Genomic DNA, 13,476 nt, shown 5'->3' with positions numbered 1-13,476 from the left:
GCAAGGTCATCCCATGTCGGTCCCCGCAAAGCCACTCAATCGCCTCCGCCAGCTGTGGAGCGAGGGGCGCCCCGCCTTCGGCGCGATCGCGACGATCCCGAGTGTGCAGACCGTGCAGATCATGGCGCGCTCGCTGGACTGGATCATCGTCGATCTCGAGCACGGGCCGATCGGGCTCACCGAAGCGCATGCGATGATCGCCGCCACCACAGGCACGCCGTGCACGCCCCTGGTACGGATCGCTGCGAACGAGCCGTGGCTTGCAAAAGCACCGATGGATATCGGCGCCTTCGGCATCAACTTTCCGATGATCACCAATCGGGACGATGCCGAGAAAGCGGTGCGCAGCGTGCGCTATCCGCCGCGCGGCGACCGGCTCTGGGGACCGTTCCACGCGCCGTTCCGCTGGGGCCAGTCGATGCCTGACTACATGGCATCGGCCGACGATGAGATGATCTGCATGATCACCATCGAACATGTCGATGCCGTCAACCGCATCGACGAGATCATGGCGACCCCGGGCATCGACGTTGCCGTCATCGGCCCCGGCGATCTCGCCACGTCCATCAACAAGCGCGGCCGGATGGACGATCCGGAATTGCTGGCGCTGATCGCACGGGCCGAGGCCGGGATTCTCAAAAGCGGCGTGCCGATCGGCGGCGTGGCGCGCACCGCCGACCAGGCCAACCAGCTCATTGACCGCGGCTACCGCGCGATCGCGCTCGGGTTCGACTGGTCGCTGTTCCAGCGCGGCATCACGGCGGCATTCGACGGGATCAGGCGCTGAACCGCCTGCCGCTTTGCCGAGCCCCCTGGAGAGCGGTCGCCCCAGGCGGAACAATGCTCAATAAATGCTCATTCTCGCCTTCGGAGGGCGCGGCGTGCTAGAGCAGGCGGCGAGCGGGAGCCCCTCGCCGTCAGTCCCATATCTGAGTCCGCCGGAACCGAAAGAACGATGCGCGGTCAACCCAAGAACATTTCCCTGCCGCGTCGCCTGATTATCGACCTGATGCACGCCTCGATGGGCGTGCCCTTCGTGTCACTCTCCCGTTCGCTCAATATCCGCCCCCTGTTGGAGGCCCGCGCTGGCGCAATGGCGCCGGCCGGCTGGGCAGCCATGCTCGTCAAGGCGTTTGCCCTGGTGGCAAAAGATGAGCCGGTGCTGCGCACCGTCTACGCCAAATGGCCCTGGCCGACGCTCTACGAGCTCCCCAATAGCGTTGCGTCGGTGGCGATCGCTCGGCTCGAGAATGGCGAGGAATGCGTCATGCCGCAGCGGATCGCAGCCCCGGAGGCGATGGCGCTGGCCGCGGTCGATATGGAGATCCGGCGCGCCAAAACGGCCGCAGTCGCGGACGTCCCCATGTTCCGCAAGGTCATGCGGGTCACCCGGTTACCGCTGCCGCTGCGGCGCCTGTTCTGGGCGGTGGGCCTGAATTTCGGCCGGCAGCGCGGTAATTGGTTCGGCAGCTTCGCAGTGAGCTCGGTGGCCGCCTATGGCGGCGGCGAGCTCCACCCCATCACGCCCGGCCCGTTCATCGTCAGCTACGGCCTTGTCGAGCCGGGCCAAACCATCCATGTCGTGATCCGCTGGGACCACCGGGTCACGGACGCTGCCCCCATCGCTCGGGTCCTGACCCGGCTGGAACAGGTCCTGAACACTGAAATTGCTGCCGAATTGCGCTCGGCCGGCGCCAAGCCGATCCGGGCCGTCGGGACCTGATTCCGGGGCCATTCGCATTGACAGCGAACCCCAAACTCCCCTAAAAGCCACCTGCTCGCGGGCCGATTTCGGCCCGCGAAGCGTTTCGCGACCCGTGGTCCAGTCCCTTAAGCTTTGGGGATCGGACCTGTCGGTGCCGGGATTTCCCCGTCACACAGGAGGGCGCGTTTCCTCAAACCATGCAACCGAAGAGGACGCGATGACTAAGCGCAGTGAGGCGAAGTACAAGATCGATCGCCGTATGGGCCAGAACATCTGGGGCCGCCCGAAGAGCCCCGTGAACCGCCGCGAATACGGCCCCGGCCAGCACGGCCAGCGCCGCAAGGGCAAGCTCTCGGACTTCGGCGTGCAGCTGCGCGCCAAGCAGAAGCTGAAGGGCTACTACGCCAACATCAGCGAGCGTCAGTTCCATGGCATTTACGTCGAGGCCAGCCGCCTCAAGGGTGACACCGGCGAGAACCTGATCGGCCTGCTGGAGCGTCGTCTCGACGCGGTCGTGTACCGCGCCAAGTTCGTCTCGACGATCTTCGCGGCCCGCCAGTTCATCAACCACGGCCACGTCAAGGTGAACGGCCGCAAGGTCAACATCTCGAGCTACCAGGTCAAGGTCGGCGACGTCGTCGAGGTCAAGGAAGCCTCCAAGCAGCTCGCCCACGTTCTCGAAGCCAGCCAGCTCCCCGAGCGTGACACCCCCGACTATCTCGAAGTCGACCACGGCAAGATGACCGCCAAGTATGTGCGCATCCCCGGCCTCTCCGACGTGCCGTTCCCGGTGCAGATGGAGCCCCATCTGGTCGTCGAATTCTATTCGCGCTAAGATCTGAATATCGAAAGGCCCCGGTTCGCCGGGGCCTTTTTGCTTAAGAGCCACACTTCAGTGGCCGCAATGCTTTGAGGAGCCGTCGCATGCTCTACACCCCTCCCCCCATCGATCCCAAGGCGCCGCCGGTGCGCATCAATCTGCTCTCGGACACGCAGACCAAACCGACGGCTGCGATGCGCGAGGCGATGGCGCGGGCCGAAGTGGGCGACGAGCAGGTCGGCGATGATCCAACCGTGAATGCGCTGTGCGAGCGCGTTGCCGCGCTGATGGGCAAGGAAGCCGCGGTCTACATGCCGTCGGGCACGATGTGCAACGTCACCGCGACGCTGGTGCATTGCCGTCCCGGCGACGAGATTCTCGCGCACGAGACCGCGCACATCATCGCCCGCGAAGGCGGTGCGCATGCCGCGATCGGCGGCTTCCAGGTGACGCAGCTCAAGGGGCCCGACGGCCAGTTCACGCCGGATACGTTCCGGAATGCGCTGCATCCGCGCACGCGCTACCAGCCGCCACAGACCGTCGTCAGCGTCGAGCAGACCGCCAATATCGGCGGCGGCACGATCTGGAAGAAGGCCGCGCTCGACGAGATCGTCGCGATCGCCAAACAACATGGCCTCGTCACGCATATGGACGGCGCGCGCCTGCTGAACGCGACGGTCGCAAGCGGCATCTCGCCGCGCGACATGACCGCGGGCTGGGATTCGGCCTGGATCGACTTCTCCAAGGGCCTGGGCGCACCGATCGGCGGCGTGCTCGCCGGCACCCGTGCCTTCATCGATGCGGTCTGGCAGTGGAAGCAGCGCCTCGGCGGCTCGATGCGGCAGGCCGGAATCTGCGCGGCCGCCTGCATCTATGCGCTCGACCATCATGTCGAGCGCCTTGCCGACGACCACGCCAATGCGCGCGCGCTCGCCCGCGGCCTGTCGCAGATCGCAGGCATCGAGGTGCAGGAGCCCGAGACCAACCTCGTGTTCTTCAAGCCCGACGGCGCCGGCGTGCCCGGCGACAAGATGGTCGCGGCCTTGCGCCAGCGCGGCGTGACGCTCGCGATAATGGACGGCCGCATCCGCGCCTGCACCCATCTCGACGTCAATGCTGCCCAGGTCGAGGAGACCATCGGCTATGTCAGAGAGATCGTGCGCGGGGCGTAATCAGCGTCCCATCGCCTGATAAATCAGCGTCTTCAACCCCAGTTGAATCCGACCGCGCTGCGACGGCGTCTGCACCATGAAGATCCCGAACAGATCGTCTTCGGGATCGATGAAGAAGAAGGTGCCGCCGACGCCGTCCCAGCGATATTCGCCAAGCGGCCATGACGTGCCCGCCGGAACCGATATGCGCACCGCGAAGCCGAGGCCGTATCCGCTGGTCGCGCCCGGATAAAAGTTCTTGTCACGCTCGACATGGGTTGCTGGACCGACATGGTCCGACGCCATCAAGGCGATGGTTTCCGGCTTGAGATAGCGCCGGCCATCGAGCGTGCCGCCGTTGAGCAGCATCTGCGAGAAGCGCGCATAGTCGCCGACGGTGCCGACGAGGCCGCCGCCGCCCGACTCCCACCGCAGCGGTTTCCTGATATCGCGCACCTTGGCCATCGGGCTGAGCGCGCGATCCTCCGGCATCGGCTCGGCAATGCGCGGCCACTTGGCGGGATCGGCGACATAGAACGCGGTGTCCTTCATCCCGAGCGGATCAAGCAATCGCTCCTTCGCGAACGCGAACAGCGATTTCCCGGATATCACCTCGATGATGCGGCCGAGCACGTCGATCGAGAGGCCGTAGTCCCAGATCGTGCCGGGCTGTTCGGCGAGCGGCAGCGTGGCGATCTTCGCCACCAGTTCGGCATTGTTCAAAGCCTTGTTGTCGAACAGACCGGCGTCGGCATAGAGCTTGTTCACCAGGTCTCCGCCATAATAGCCGTAAGGAATCCCGGAGGTATGGCGCATCAAATCCTCGATCGTCACAGGACGATTGAGCGGCTCCAGCTCGAGCGAGACCCTGTCGTCCTCGGCTTTCTTCTCGACGCCGACCTTCATGCCCGCAAAGGCCGGAATGTATTTCGAGACGGGCTCGTCGAGGGCGAGCTTGCCTTCCTCGACCAGCATCATCGCCAGGACCGACGTGACCGGCTTCGACATCGAATAGAGCCGGAAGATCGTGTCCGCGCTCATCGAGATCTCGGTCGCGACGTCACGGACGCCGAAATTCTCGTAATAGACCGGCTTGCCGTGCTGCTGAAGCAGGAGGATCGCGCCGGGAATCCTGCCGGTCGCGATCTCGTTCCTGATGTAGTCGGAGACTTTGGCGAGGCCCTCGGTCGAGAAGCTGTGCGCGCGGCCCTCAGAGCCTGCTTGCGCACCGACCACACCGAACAAGAGAACGAGCGCCGCGAGGAGCGCGCGGCGCCCGAATATGTCAGTTCTCCATGGCTTCATAGACCAGTTGCTTCAATGTCCGTTGGACGCGCTGCCGCTCGGTCGGGGTCTGCTCCAGCAGCACGAAGAACATGTCCTGCTTGCGGTCGATCACCAAATAGCAACCGCTGGCGCCGTCCCACTTCAATTCCCCGAGATCGCCGGGAGGCGGCGGTTTGGCATTACCGGGATCGGTACGCACGGCAAACCCAAGTCCCATGCCAAAACCGTCACCGGGAAAATAGAAGTAGTCCCGCTCAACGCCGGAGCCCGGGCCGATCTGGTCGGTCGCCATCAGCTTGAACGTTTCGGGTTTGAGAATGGTCTTGCCGTCGAGACTGCCGCCGTTGAGCAGCATCTGCGCAAAGCGCTCATAATCGGCCATGGTCGAAACCATGCCGCCGCTGGCGGATTCCCACTTCTGGCGAACCTCAGTCCTGTACTGGCGGCCGACCCGGAAATCGCTGTCGTTCGGCAGCGGCTGGGCGAGCCGTTTCAGTCTCTCCGGTTCGGTAACGAAGAAGCCTGTATCGGTCATACCGAGCGGATCGAGCAGCTTTTCCTTCTCGATTTCGAACAATGTCTTTCCGGACACGATCTCCATGATCCGCGCCAGAATGTCGGTGGAATGGCCGTACTGCCAGAGCGCGCCGGGTTGGTTGTGCAGCGGCAGCTTGGCGATCCGCTCGGCGAACTCGGCGAGATCGAATTCGCCCGCGTAGATGTTGGCGTCGCGATAGGCCTTGCGAACCAGACTGTCGCCGTAGAAGCCGTAGGTGATCCCGGAGGTATGGCGCATCAAATCGAGAATGGTGATGGGCCGGGCCAGCGGTACCAGCTCGAGCGTCTTGGTGCCGTCCTCGGCCTTCTTTTCCTCACCGACCTTCACATTTGCGAAGGAGGGAATGTATTTCGAAACGGGATCGTCGAGCTTGAACTTTCCGTCCTGGATCAGTTGCATCGCCACAACGGAGGTGATCGTTTTGGTTAGCGACGACAGGCGGAAGATCGTCTTGTCGGTGATCGGCGCCTTGCTGACCACGTCCTGGACGCCGAAGGCTTCGTGATAGACAGGCTTGCCGTGCTGCTGGATCAGCACGGTCGCGCCGGCGATCTTGCCGGTCGCGACCTCGTTCTTGAAGAACTCGGTCACCTTGGCGAGCTTGTCCGGATTGAAATGCGCGCCGGCCGGGATCTCGTAGGTGCCCTCCGCGCGCGCAAGGGACATTGCGCCAAGCGAGACAAGCGCGCCGCAGACCAACGCAAATCGTGCAAAATGTGAAATCATATCCCCTCCCCGGAACATGGCTGGTGGAGTGTACTGACCGCGTTGTCAGGCACAAGGGCTGCCGTGCCGTGCCAAAACGTCCGTGTGGAGCGCGGCGCTCGTCTCCGAAAAACAACAGAATATGACTTGGCCCACCAATGGCGCGGCCGGCAAGGCTTCAATGGTCGTATCGATCGCAATCTTCGCGGCCCGCCCGCCAGGAAAGCGGAAAATACCGGTCGAAATCGCGGGGAATGCCACCGAGGACAGCTTGTGCTTCCCGCACAGTTCCATCGAGCGACGATAGCAGGAGGTGAGCAGATCGTCCTCACCCTGCGTACCGCCGTTCCAGACCGGTCCAACGGTGTGGATCACGTGCGCGGCCTTGAGGCGGTAGCCTTTGGTGATCTTCGCATCGCCCGTCTTGCAGCCGTGGAGCATGCGGCATTCGGCGACCAGATCGGGCCCGGCCGCGCGATGGATCGCACCGTCGACGCCGCCTCCACCAAGAAGAGATGAGTTGGCGGCGTTGACGATGGCGTCAACGCCGAGGCTGGTGATGTCAGCGACGATGATTTCGAGCTGCACGCCGCCGATCCGACGCGTCAGCACTGTCACGGATCAAGCCGCGACGACGACGCCCTTCTCGGAGAAGAGCTGCTGCAATTCGCCGGCCTGGAACATCTCGCGCACGATGTCGCAGCCGCCGATGAACTCGCCCTTCACATAAAGCTGCGGGATCGTCGGCCAGTTCGAATATTCCTTGATACCGTTACGGAGCTCGGCGGATTCGAGCACGTTGAGGCCCTTATAGCCGACGCCGACGTGGTCGAGGATCTGCACGACCTGGCCGGAGAAACCGCACTGCGGAAATTGCGGCGTCCCCTTCATGAACAGAACCACGTCGTTCGACTTCACTTCGTTGTCGATGAATTCCGCGATGCTCATATCCGTGTCCTTCTGGGGCAGAGCCCTCACCTATCAATCCGGGCCGGCTCAGCCGATTTAACCCGATACCTGCCTATATATGTAGCCCAAACCGTTGTGCATCCAAAGTAAAATGGCGGCGAATGGTCCCCGGATATCAGGTCCGGGCGGCCCCGGCGCCATTGCATGATGACACGAATATCATCACCGGGGAGGACTTTCATACCGTAACGGAGCGCCTATCTAGGACGAACCTTGGTTTTGGAACCCGGTCTCGCCAACAACGTTCTCTTGTCCTGTCTGGAGAAAAACGTGACGAAACAAGCCTCCGCTATGGCCGATCAGCCGCTTTCGTCACCATCGGCCGCCTCTGGCGGCCTCGCACAGGCGCTGGAGAGTGCGTTTCTGGCCGTCCGTACCGAGACTGAGCGGCGGGCCGCGCCGCTGTCGCCCGAGGACCAGCAGATCCAGTCCATGCCGGACGCGAGCCCGGCGAAATGGCATCGGGCCCATACCACCTGGTTCTGGGAGCAGTTTCTGCTCGGCGAGCACGCCCCTAGCTACCGCCCCTTCCACCCCGACTTCGCCTTCCTGTTCAATTCCTATTACGTCAGCGCCGGCCCCCGCCACGCCCGCAATCATCGCGGCGACATCACGCGGCCCAGCGCCACCGAGGTCGGCGCCTATCGCAGCCATGTCGATGCCGCCGTCGTCAAATTCTTCCGCGCGGCCGGCGACGACAAGCTCCGCGAAATCGCGCCGCTGGTCGAGGTCGGGCTGAACCATGAGCAGCAGCATCAGGAGTTGATGTACACCGACATCCTGCACGCCTTCGCGCAGAACCCCGTCTATCCGGCTTACGACAAGGAGTGGCGCTTTCCGGCCGCGACGCGCGCAGGCGAGGACTGGCTGACGCTCAACGAAGGCATTCACACCGTCGGCCATGTCGACGACACCTTTCATTTCGACAACGAGAAGCCCGCGCATCGTGCGCTCGTCGGTCCGGTCAGAATCGCGCGCAATCTCGTCACCAACAGCGAATGGCTCGCCTTCATGCGTGACGGCGGCTATCGGCATGCGACGTTGTGGCTGATGGATGGCTTCGCCGCGGCCAGCAAGGAAGACTGGCAGGCTCCGGGCCATTGGCGCGAGATCGACGGGCAGTGGCATGTGATGACGCTTGCCGGCGTCAAGCCGGTCGATCCCGACGCGCCGGTCTGCCACATCAGCTATTACGAGGCCGATGCGTTTGCGCGCTGGGCCGGAAAGCATCTGCCGACCGAGATGGAATGGGAGGTCGCGGCGCGCACCAAGCAGCTCAACGACGCCTTCGGCATCGTCTGGCAATGGACGCGTTCGTCGTATTCCCCCTACCCCGGCTACCGCGCCGTCGAAGGCGCGCTCGGCGAATACAACGGCAAGTTCATGGTCAACCAGCTGGTGCTGCGTGGCTCCTCGCTGGCGACACCCGACGGTCACAGCCGCGTCACATATCGCAACTTCTTCTATCCGCATCACCGCTGGCAGTTCACGGGGTTGCGGCTAGCCGACTATTTCTAGTTCTCATCCGAGGAAATACGCGCCGGACAGCGCGTTCAGGAGAATATCATGAATGTGCACGCCAGCGCTTTGGCCGAAGCCCATCTTCCCGACGAGCAGACGACCGCGTTCGCCCGCGAGGCGATCGAGCACCTCTCGCAGCAGCCGAAAAAGCTGTCGCCGAAGTATTTTTACGACGCAACAGGATCTGAGCTGTTCGAGGCGATCACGCGATTGCCGGAATATTATCCGACGCGCACCGAGCTATCGATCCTGAAGGAGCGCGGCAGCGAGATCGCAAGGATCATCCCTGAAAATGCCGCACTGGTGGAATTCGGCGCAGGCGCCACCACGAAGGTCCGCCTGCTCCTGAACCAGTCCAGATTCGCAGCCTATGTCCCGGTCGATATTTCCGGCGATTTCCTGCAAGCCCAGGCCAATGGGCTCAAGCGCGACTTCCCCTCGCTCGGCATCCATCCGGTGGCCGCCGACTTCACCACGCCGTTCGAGCTGCCCAGGGCGGTTGCATCGATGCCGAAGGTCGGCTTCTTCCCGGGCTCGACCATCGGCAATTTCGAGCCCCATGAAGCGCAGGCGTTCCTGAGGAGCGCCCGCCAGATCCTGGGCAAGGGCGCGCAGATGATCATCGGCGCCGACCTCGAGAAAGAGGAGCGCCTGCTCCACGCCGCCTATAACGATGCCGCCGGCGTCACCGCGCGGTTCAATCTCAATGTGCTGGTGCGGATCAACCGCGAGCTCGGCGGCAATTTCGACCTCTCCGCCTTCACCCATGGTGCGATCTACAATCACGATCGGCACCGCATCGAGATGCATCTGATCAGCCGCAAGAGCCAGACCGTGCGCCTGCTCGGCACCAGCTTCTCGTTCCGGCCGGGCGAGAGCATTCACACCGAAAACAGCTACAAATACAGCCTTGAGCGTTTTGCTGCCTTGGCACAGGGCGCCGGCTGGCGCGTGCGCGAGAGCTGGACGGATGCAGCGAAGATGTTCTCGGTGCACGCGCTGGAGGCGGCGGAGTAATGGCTCCGGCGCCTCAACGCTCCCTAGTCTCTTCCGGCTTCGATCCGAGCGACACCGACTCCCACACCGCGACGACGATCATGATCAGGCTCGTCGCGACCGTCAGCCAGAGCGGCGGGAGGTCTGCGGCGAACCACCACAGCGCCGCGAGCGCGATGATTCCGATTCCGTGGGAGAGCTGGAGGAAGCCGCGGATCGAGTGCTTGAACAGGATGGTTCCGACCAGGAACACCAAGGGACCGCCGATCGTGCTGACGATGGTGCGGACATCGGAATGCCCGGTTGGGTGCTTCAGCACCAACTCGTCCGAGACCGCGGTCAGGATGATGCCGGCGACGATCGGCATGTGCAGATAGGTGTAGGCGAGCCGCGCCAGCCGGCCGGATTCGGCCGCTTTCGAGATCACCTCGGAGCCGGCTTCAGCGCCCTTGTGGAAATAGACCCACCACATCGCGATGCTCCCGACGAGGCACGCGCCGAAAGCCAGAATGTTGTCCGCGCTCCAGTTCAGCTCGGCGAAGGTCGCGCCGTTGACGACGACGGCTTCGCCGAGTGCGATGATGATGAAGCCGGCGCAGCGCTCGGCCATGTGGCCGCCCTCGACGGCCCAGGCCTCGACCGACGAAAAGCCGAGCTTCGGGACCCAGAAGCGGACCGCGGGCGAGACGTATTCGATTCCGAGCGCCACGATCCAGAACCACAGCCTCTCCTCGCCATGGGCGAGACCGCCGAGGATCCAGAAGACCGCGGAGCCGCAGAGCCAGACCAGAATGCGGATCGCATTGTGCCGCACGGCGGTGCGATGGCGCGGGGTCGCGAACAGCCAGAACGCGGTGCGTCCAACCTGCATGGCCGCATAGGCGATCGCAAACCAGAGTCCGCGGCCATCGAACGCCGTCGGGATCGTCGTCGACAGCACGAGGCCGCCCAGCATCATCAGGAAGATCAGGATGCGAACCGGCGTCAGGTCGGGATTGAGCCAGTTGGTGACCCAGGCCGTGTAAACCCACACCCACCACACCGCCAGGAACAGCAGCGTAACCTCGACCGCGCCTTGGGGCGTGAAGTGGTTCAGCAGCGTGTGCGAGATTTGCGTGACGGCGAAGACGAAGACGAGGTCGAAGAACAGCTCGGCATTGGTGACGCGGCTGGGCTGGTTCGGCACGATGACGCGAAACATCGCGCCGCGCGGATTGTCCGCAGCCATCAGCGTCCCCGTCGCGCGATCAGGTCAGGTGCAATCTATTCAAGCACTTGGTACGCCGGTTTGCAGCGCCAGCGCGTGCAGCACACCGCCCATCTGGCCCTGCAGGGACCGATAGACGATCTGGTGCTGCTGGACGCGGGACTTGCCGCGGAAAGATTCCGAGATCACGGTCGCGGCATAGTGGTCGCCATCGCCGGCGAGGTCACGGATGGTCACTTCGGCATCGGGGATCGCTGCCTTGATCATCGCCTCGATATCGTGGGCGTCCATGGGCATTCGGGTCTTACTCCTTGTGTCGGCTGACAGACTTGTCGACTAACAGACTTGGCGTCGAATCGTTTGCCGGGGTCCCCGGGACCGGCAGCGCCAAACTTAGCGTGAACGGCCTTCTACGTCACGCCTTCAGGCACTATATCCCTGATCCCATCAGGATAAAGGCACGACAAAGTGCCGCGCGCGGCAGATTGATCGAAAAGGCGTGAAATCATGAAGCTTCCAGGCCCCGACCACCCCATCACCATCACCCAAAATCCCCGCCGCGTCCGCGTGACGGCGGGCGACATCGTGATCGCCGAAAGCACCAAGGCGCTGACCTTGAAAGAGGCCAGATATCCGGCGGTGCAATATCTGCCGCGAGAAGACGCCAACATGACGTTGCTGGAACGCACCGAGCGCACCACCCACTGCCCTTACAAGGGCGACGCCAGCTATTACAGCATCAAGGCCGACGGCAAGACGCTCGACAACGCGATCTGGACCTACGAGACGCCCTTCCCGGCGATGACGGAGATCTCAGGCCATCTCGCCTTCTATCCGGACAAGGTGAAGATCGAGGAAGTGGGGTAGTTGGAGGTGACGTCATTCCGGGGCGCGTCGCAGACGCGAACCACGGGTGCGCAATTGCGCATCGTGGAATCTCGAGATTCCGGGTCTGGTGCTAACGCACCATCCCGGAAGGACGGGTCGCGCTACGCCCTGAATACCGTGAGCCCGAGGATCAAGAGCACCAGGAAGATCACGACGAAGACGTAGAACAGGAAACGGGCGATGTCGGCGGAGGCGGCCGAGATGCCGGTGAAGCCGAGCACACCGGCCACGATCGAGATCAGCAGGAATATCAGGGCCCATTTCAGGATCGTCATCGCCAGCTCCGCAACATTGGCGGCCGCAGTCGGCGGCCGCTCACCGTTTCGGGAACGCTAACCGCGTTGCGCGGAACTGGTTCCTAAGGCACGATGGAAGAATGTCGCGGCGCAAACTGCGCTTGCTGAATCGGGGTCCCGGCGGCACAGGTCCGGCCGGGACGGAAACGCGACTGGGGCGGCCATGATGACGATGTCAACTTCTGCGACGATGGGCGCAGAGACGTATGCCGAGCCGAAGACCAAGACGCGCAATTTATCGCTCGATCGCGCTCGCACCTTCCTGACGCTGGTGGTGCTGCTGCACCATGCGGTTATCCCTTACACCTATTTCGGTCATACCGACCCGAAGTTCTTCTTCGGCTTCGACATGATCGTGCTCGCCACCGACAGCTTCTTCATGGCGATGTTCTTCTTCCTGTCGGGGCTGTTCGCGTGGTCTGGAATCGCTCGCAAGGGAGCGGCGAGCTATTTGGAAGACCGCATCCGTCGGCTCGGCATCCCGTTCGTGGTTTGCGCATTCACGGTCATTCCAATCGCCTATTACGCCATCTCGCTGCGGAATGATCCCGAGATCGGCTTTTCACAGTTCTGGTGGACCACGATCACGAAAGGCCCGTGGCCATCAGGGCCGATCTGGTTCCTCTGGGTCTTGTTCGCCTTCGACCTGATCGCATGCCTCCTGTACCGGCTGCGGCCCAACCTGCTCGACCCGATCAACCGCCTGTCGGTGCGCGGACGGCGCCGACCCGCGGAATTCTTCGCGGTCATGCTGGCCGTCAGCGCCGCGTTCTATGTCCCCGGGCTGATGTATTTCGGACCTAGCAGCTGGTTCGAGTTCGGACCTTTTTCGGTCCAGCACGGACGCGTGTTGCTCTACGCGACCTACTTCTTTTTCGGCGCCGGCATTGGCGTTGCGAACATGGATCGCGGACTGCTCTCGGCTGAGGGCAGAATGGCGAAAGTGAGCTGGGAGTGGCTGGTCCTGGCGATCGTTCCGTATTGCCTGTTGTGGGTGCTGATCTTCATCAAGCGGGAGATACTCGGGAATCCGTCGCCGCTGCCGAACTGGTATGAAGGAATTTACGCGCTCAACGTCACCGTCTTCAGCGTGGCCATCATGTTTCTGATCCTGGCCTTCTTCCAGCGGTTCAGGCAGTCAGGCTCAGCGATGCTGCTCGATCCGATGCAGTCCGCCGCCTTCGGCATGTTCCTGGTGCACTACCCGATCACGTTGTGGCTGCAATACTGGCTGTTCGACTACAACTTGCCTGCAGTTGCGAAGGCTTTGACTGTGTTCGTGCTGACGGTGATTTTCAGCTGGGGCGTAACAGCCGCCTTGCGGACGATTCCCGGCGCGACGCGGGTATTGTAGCCGCCTGTAGCCCGGATC

Annotated in this window: 15 protein-coding genes; 8 read left to right on the top strand and 7 right to left on the bottom strand. The window is 63.0% G+C overall.

Translation table 11 applies throughout. The features are described 5' to 3' along the window. Window positions 1-13 precede the first annotated feature (13 nt). The 4 genes from L6637_RS29690 (at window position 14) to L6637_RS29675 (ending at window position 3,697) form a co-directional block, all read left to right on the top strand. Window positions 14-787 carry an HpcH/HpaI aldolase family protein gene (locus L6637_RS29690; RefSeq protein WP_237865708.1) on the top strand — a complete coding sequence of 258 codons (774 nt, stop codon included), beginning with the start codon at window positions 14-16 and terminating at the stop codon, window positions 785-787. Window positions 788-955: 168 nt separating this feature from the next. Then, window positions 956-1,723, top strand: coding sequence for an acyltransferase (locus L6637_RS29685; protein ID WP_237865707.1), 768 nt, complete (start codon window positions 956-958; stop codon window positions 1,721-1,723). A 199-nt stretch (window positions 1,724-1,922) separates the two neighbouring features. Next, window positions 1,923-2,540, top strand: a complete 618-nt coding sequence (gene rpsD, locus L6637_RS29680) for a 30S ribosomal protein S4 (RefSeq protein ID WP_237865706.1) — start codon at window positions 1,923-1,925, stop codon at window positions 2,538-2,540. Window positions 2,541-2,629: 89 nt separating this feature from the next. After that, the gene (locus L6637_RS29675; protein ID WP_237865705.1) at window positions 2,630-3,697 is read left to right on the top strand and encodes a threonine aldolase family protein; all 1,068 of its coding nucleotides are present in this window, start codon (window positions 2,630-2,632) and stop codon (window positions 3,695-3,697) included. Here L6637_RS29675 and L6637_RS29670 read toward each other — a convergent pair whose 3' ends face one another. Genes L6637_RS29670 through grxD form a run of 4 tightly spaced genes read right to left on the bottom strand, consistent with a single transcriptional unit; the run spans window position 3,698 to window position 7,175 of the window. Further along, the gene (locus L6637_RS29670; RefSeq protein WP_237865795.1) at window positions 3,698-4,960 is read right to left on the bottom strand and encodes a serine hydrolase domain-containing protein; all 1,263 of its coding nucleotides are present in this window, start codon (window positions 4,958-4,960) and stop codon (window positions 3,698-3,700) included. Between the two features lies 1 nt (window position 4,961). After that, window positions 4,962-6,248, bottom strand: a complete 1,287-nt coding sequence (locus L6637_RS29665; protein ID WP_237865704.1) for a serine hydrolase domain-containing protein — start codon at window positions 6,246-6,248, stop codon at window positions 4,962-4,964. A gap of 45 nt (window positions 6,249-6,293) precedes the next feature. Further along, window positions 6,294-6,845 carry an O-acetyl-ADP-ribose deacetylase gene (locus L6637_RS29660; protein ID WP_237865703.1) on the bottom strand — a complete coding sequence of 184 codons (552 nt, stop codon included), beginning with the start codon at window positions 6,843-6,845 and terminating at the stop codon, window positions 6,294-6,296. Between the two features lie 3 nt (window positions 6,846-6,848). Further along, window positions 6,849-7,175, bottom strand: coding sequence for a Grx4 family monothiol glutaredoxin (gene grxD / locus L6637_RS29655; RefSeq protein WP_128926634.1), 327 nt, complete (start codon window positions 7,173-7,175; stop codon window positions 6,849-6,851). A gap of 240 nt (window positions 7,176-7,415) precedes the next feature. Between grxD and egtB the strand changes: the two genes are divergently transcribed. Together egtB and egtD are read left to right on the top strand one after the other, a co-directional pair. Beyond that, window positions 7,416-8,714: an ergothioneine biosynthesis protein EgtB gene (egtB, locus tag L6637_RS29650; RefSeq protein WP_237865794.1), complete on the top strand. Its 1,299-nt coding sequence runs from the start codon at window positions 7,416-7,418 to the stop codon at window positions 8,712-8,714. Between the two features lie 48 nt (window positions 8,715-8,762). After that, on the top strand, window positions 8,763-9,734 hold the full coding sequence (gene egtD / locus L6637_RS29645) for an L-histidine N(alpha)-methyltransferase (RefSeq protein ID WP_237865702.1): 972 nt from the start codon (window positions 8,763-8,765) through the stop codon (window positions 9,732-9,734). A gap of 13 nt (window positions 9,735-9,747) precedes the next feature. Here egtD and L6637_RS29640 read toward each other — a convergent pair whose 3' ends face one another. Next, window positions 9,748-10,941 carry a low temperature requirement protein A gene (locus L6637_RS29640; RefSeq protein ID WP_237865701.1) on the bottom strand — a complete coding sequence of 398 codons (1,194 nt, stop codon included), beginning with the start codon at window positions 10,939-10,941 and terminating at the stop codon, window positions 9,748-9,750. Between the two features lie 39 nt (window positions 10,942-10,980). After that, a complete protein-coding gene (locus tag L6637_RS29635) occupies window positions 10,981-11,217 on the bottom strand; it encodes a BolA/IbaG family iron-sulfur metabolism protein (RefSeq protein WP_057747323.1) in 237 nt (78 codons plus the stop codon). Between the two features lie 210 nt (window positions 11,218-11,427). Here L6637_RS29635 and L6637_RS29630 point away from each other — a divergent pair, with 210 nt between their 5' ends. Further along, window positions 11,428-11,787, top strand: coding sequence for a DUF427 domain-containing protein (locus L6637_RS29630; RefSeq protein WP_237865700.1), 360 nt, complete (start codon window positions 11,428-11,430; stop codon window positions 11,785-11,787). Between the two features lie 122 nt (window positions 11,788-11,909). Here L6637_RS29630 and L6637_RS29625 read toward each other — a convergent pair whose 3' ends face one another. Beyond that, the gene (locus L6637_RS29625; RefSeq protein WP_083514194.1) at window positions 11,910-12,083 is read right to left on the bottom strand and encodes a DUF1328 domain-containing protein; all 174 of its coding nucleotides are present in this window, start codon (window positions 12,081-12,083) and stop codon (window positions 11,910-11,912) included. A gap of 184 nt (window positions 12,084-12,267) precedes the next feature. Between L6637_RS29625 and L6637_RS29620 the strand changes: the two genes are divergently transcribed. Continuing rightward, window positions 12,268-13,458 carry an acyltransferase family protein gene (locus L6637_RS29620; RefSeq protein ID WP_237865699.1) on the top strand — a complete coding sequence of 397 codons (1,191 nt, stop codon included), beginning with the start codon at window positions 12,268-12,270 and terminating at the stop codon, window positions 13,456-13,458. Window positions 13,459-13,476: the final 18 nt, after the last annotated feature.

Source organism: Bradyrhizobium zhengyangense (assembly GCF_022012435.1).
Classification (GTDB): domain Bacteria; phylum Pseudomonadota; class Alphaproteobacteria; order Rhizobiales; family Xanthobacteraceae; genus Bradyrhizobium; species Bradyrhizobium zhengyangense.
This window is presented reverse-complemented; position numbering and strand designations above follow the sequence as displayed.

What these genes read in the sequence shown, in the direction of transcription:
- L6637_RS29690 (WP_237865708.1), top strand. Translation starts at nt 14, where the DNA reads ATGTCGGTCCCCGCAAAGCCACTCAATCGCCTCCGCCAGCTGTGGAGC.
- L6637_RS29685 (WP_237865707.1), top strand. Translation starts at nt 956, where the DNA reads ATGCGCGGTCAACCCAAGAACATTTCCCTGCCGCGTCGCCTGATTATC.
- rpsD (WP_237865706.1), top strand. Translation starts at nt 1,923, where the DNA reads ATGACTAAGCGCAGTGAGGCGAAGTACAAGATCGATCGCCGTATGGGC.
- L6637_RS29675 (WP_237865705.1), top strand. Translation starts at nt 2,630, where the DNA reads ATGCTCTACACCCCTCCCCCCATCGATCCCAAGGCGCCGCCGGTGCGC.
- L6637_RS29665 (WP_237865704.1), bottom strand. Translation starts at nt 6,248, where the DNA reads ATGATTTCACATTTTGCACGATTTGCGTTGGTCTGCGGCGCGCTTGTC.
- grxD (WP_128926634.1), bottom strand. Translation starts at nt 7,175, where the DNA reads ATGAGCATCGCGGAATTCATCGACAACGAAGTGAAGTCGAACGACGTG.
- egtD (WP_237865702.1), top strand. Translation starts at nt 8,763, where the DNA reads ATGAATGTGCACGCCAGCGCTTTGGCCGAAGCCCATCTTCCCGACGAG.
- L6637_RS29640 (WP_237865701.1), bottom strand. Translation starts at nt 10,941, where the DNA reads ATGGCTGCGGACAATCCGCGCGGCGCGATGTTTCGCGTCATCGTGCCG.
- L6637_RS29635 (WP_057747323.1), bottom strand. Translation starts at nt 11,217, where the DNA reads ATGCCCATGGACGCCCACGATATCGAGGCGATGATCAAGGCAGCGATC.
- L6637_RS29630 (WP_237865700.1), top strand. Translation starts at nt 11,428, where the DNA reads ATGAAGCTTCCAGGCCCCGACCACCCCATCACCATCACCCAAAATCCC.
- L6637_RS29625 (WP_083514194.1), bottom strand. Translation starts at nt 12,083, where the DNA reads ATGACGATCCTGAAATGGGCCCTGATATTCCTGCTGATCTCGATCGTG.
- L6637_RS29620 (WP_237865699.1), top strand. Translation starts at nt 12,268, where the DNA reads ATGATGACGATGTCAACTTCTGCGACGATGGGCGCAGAGACGTATGCC.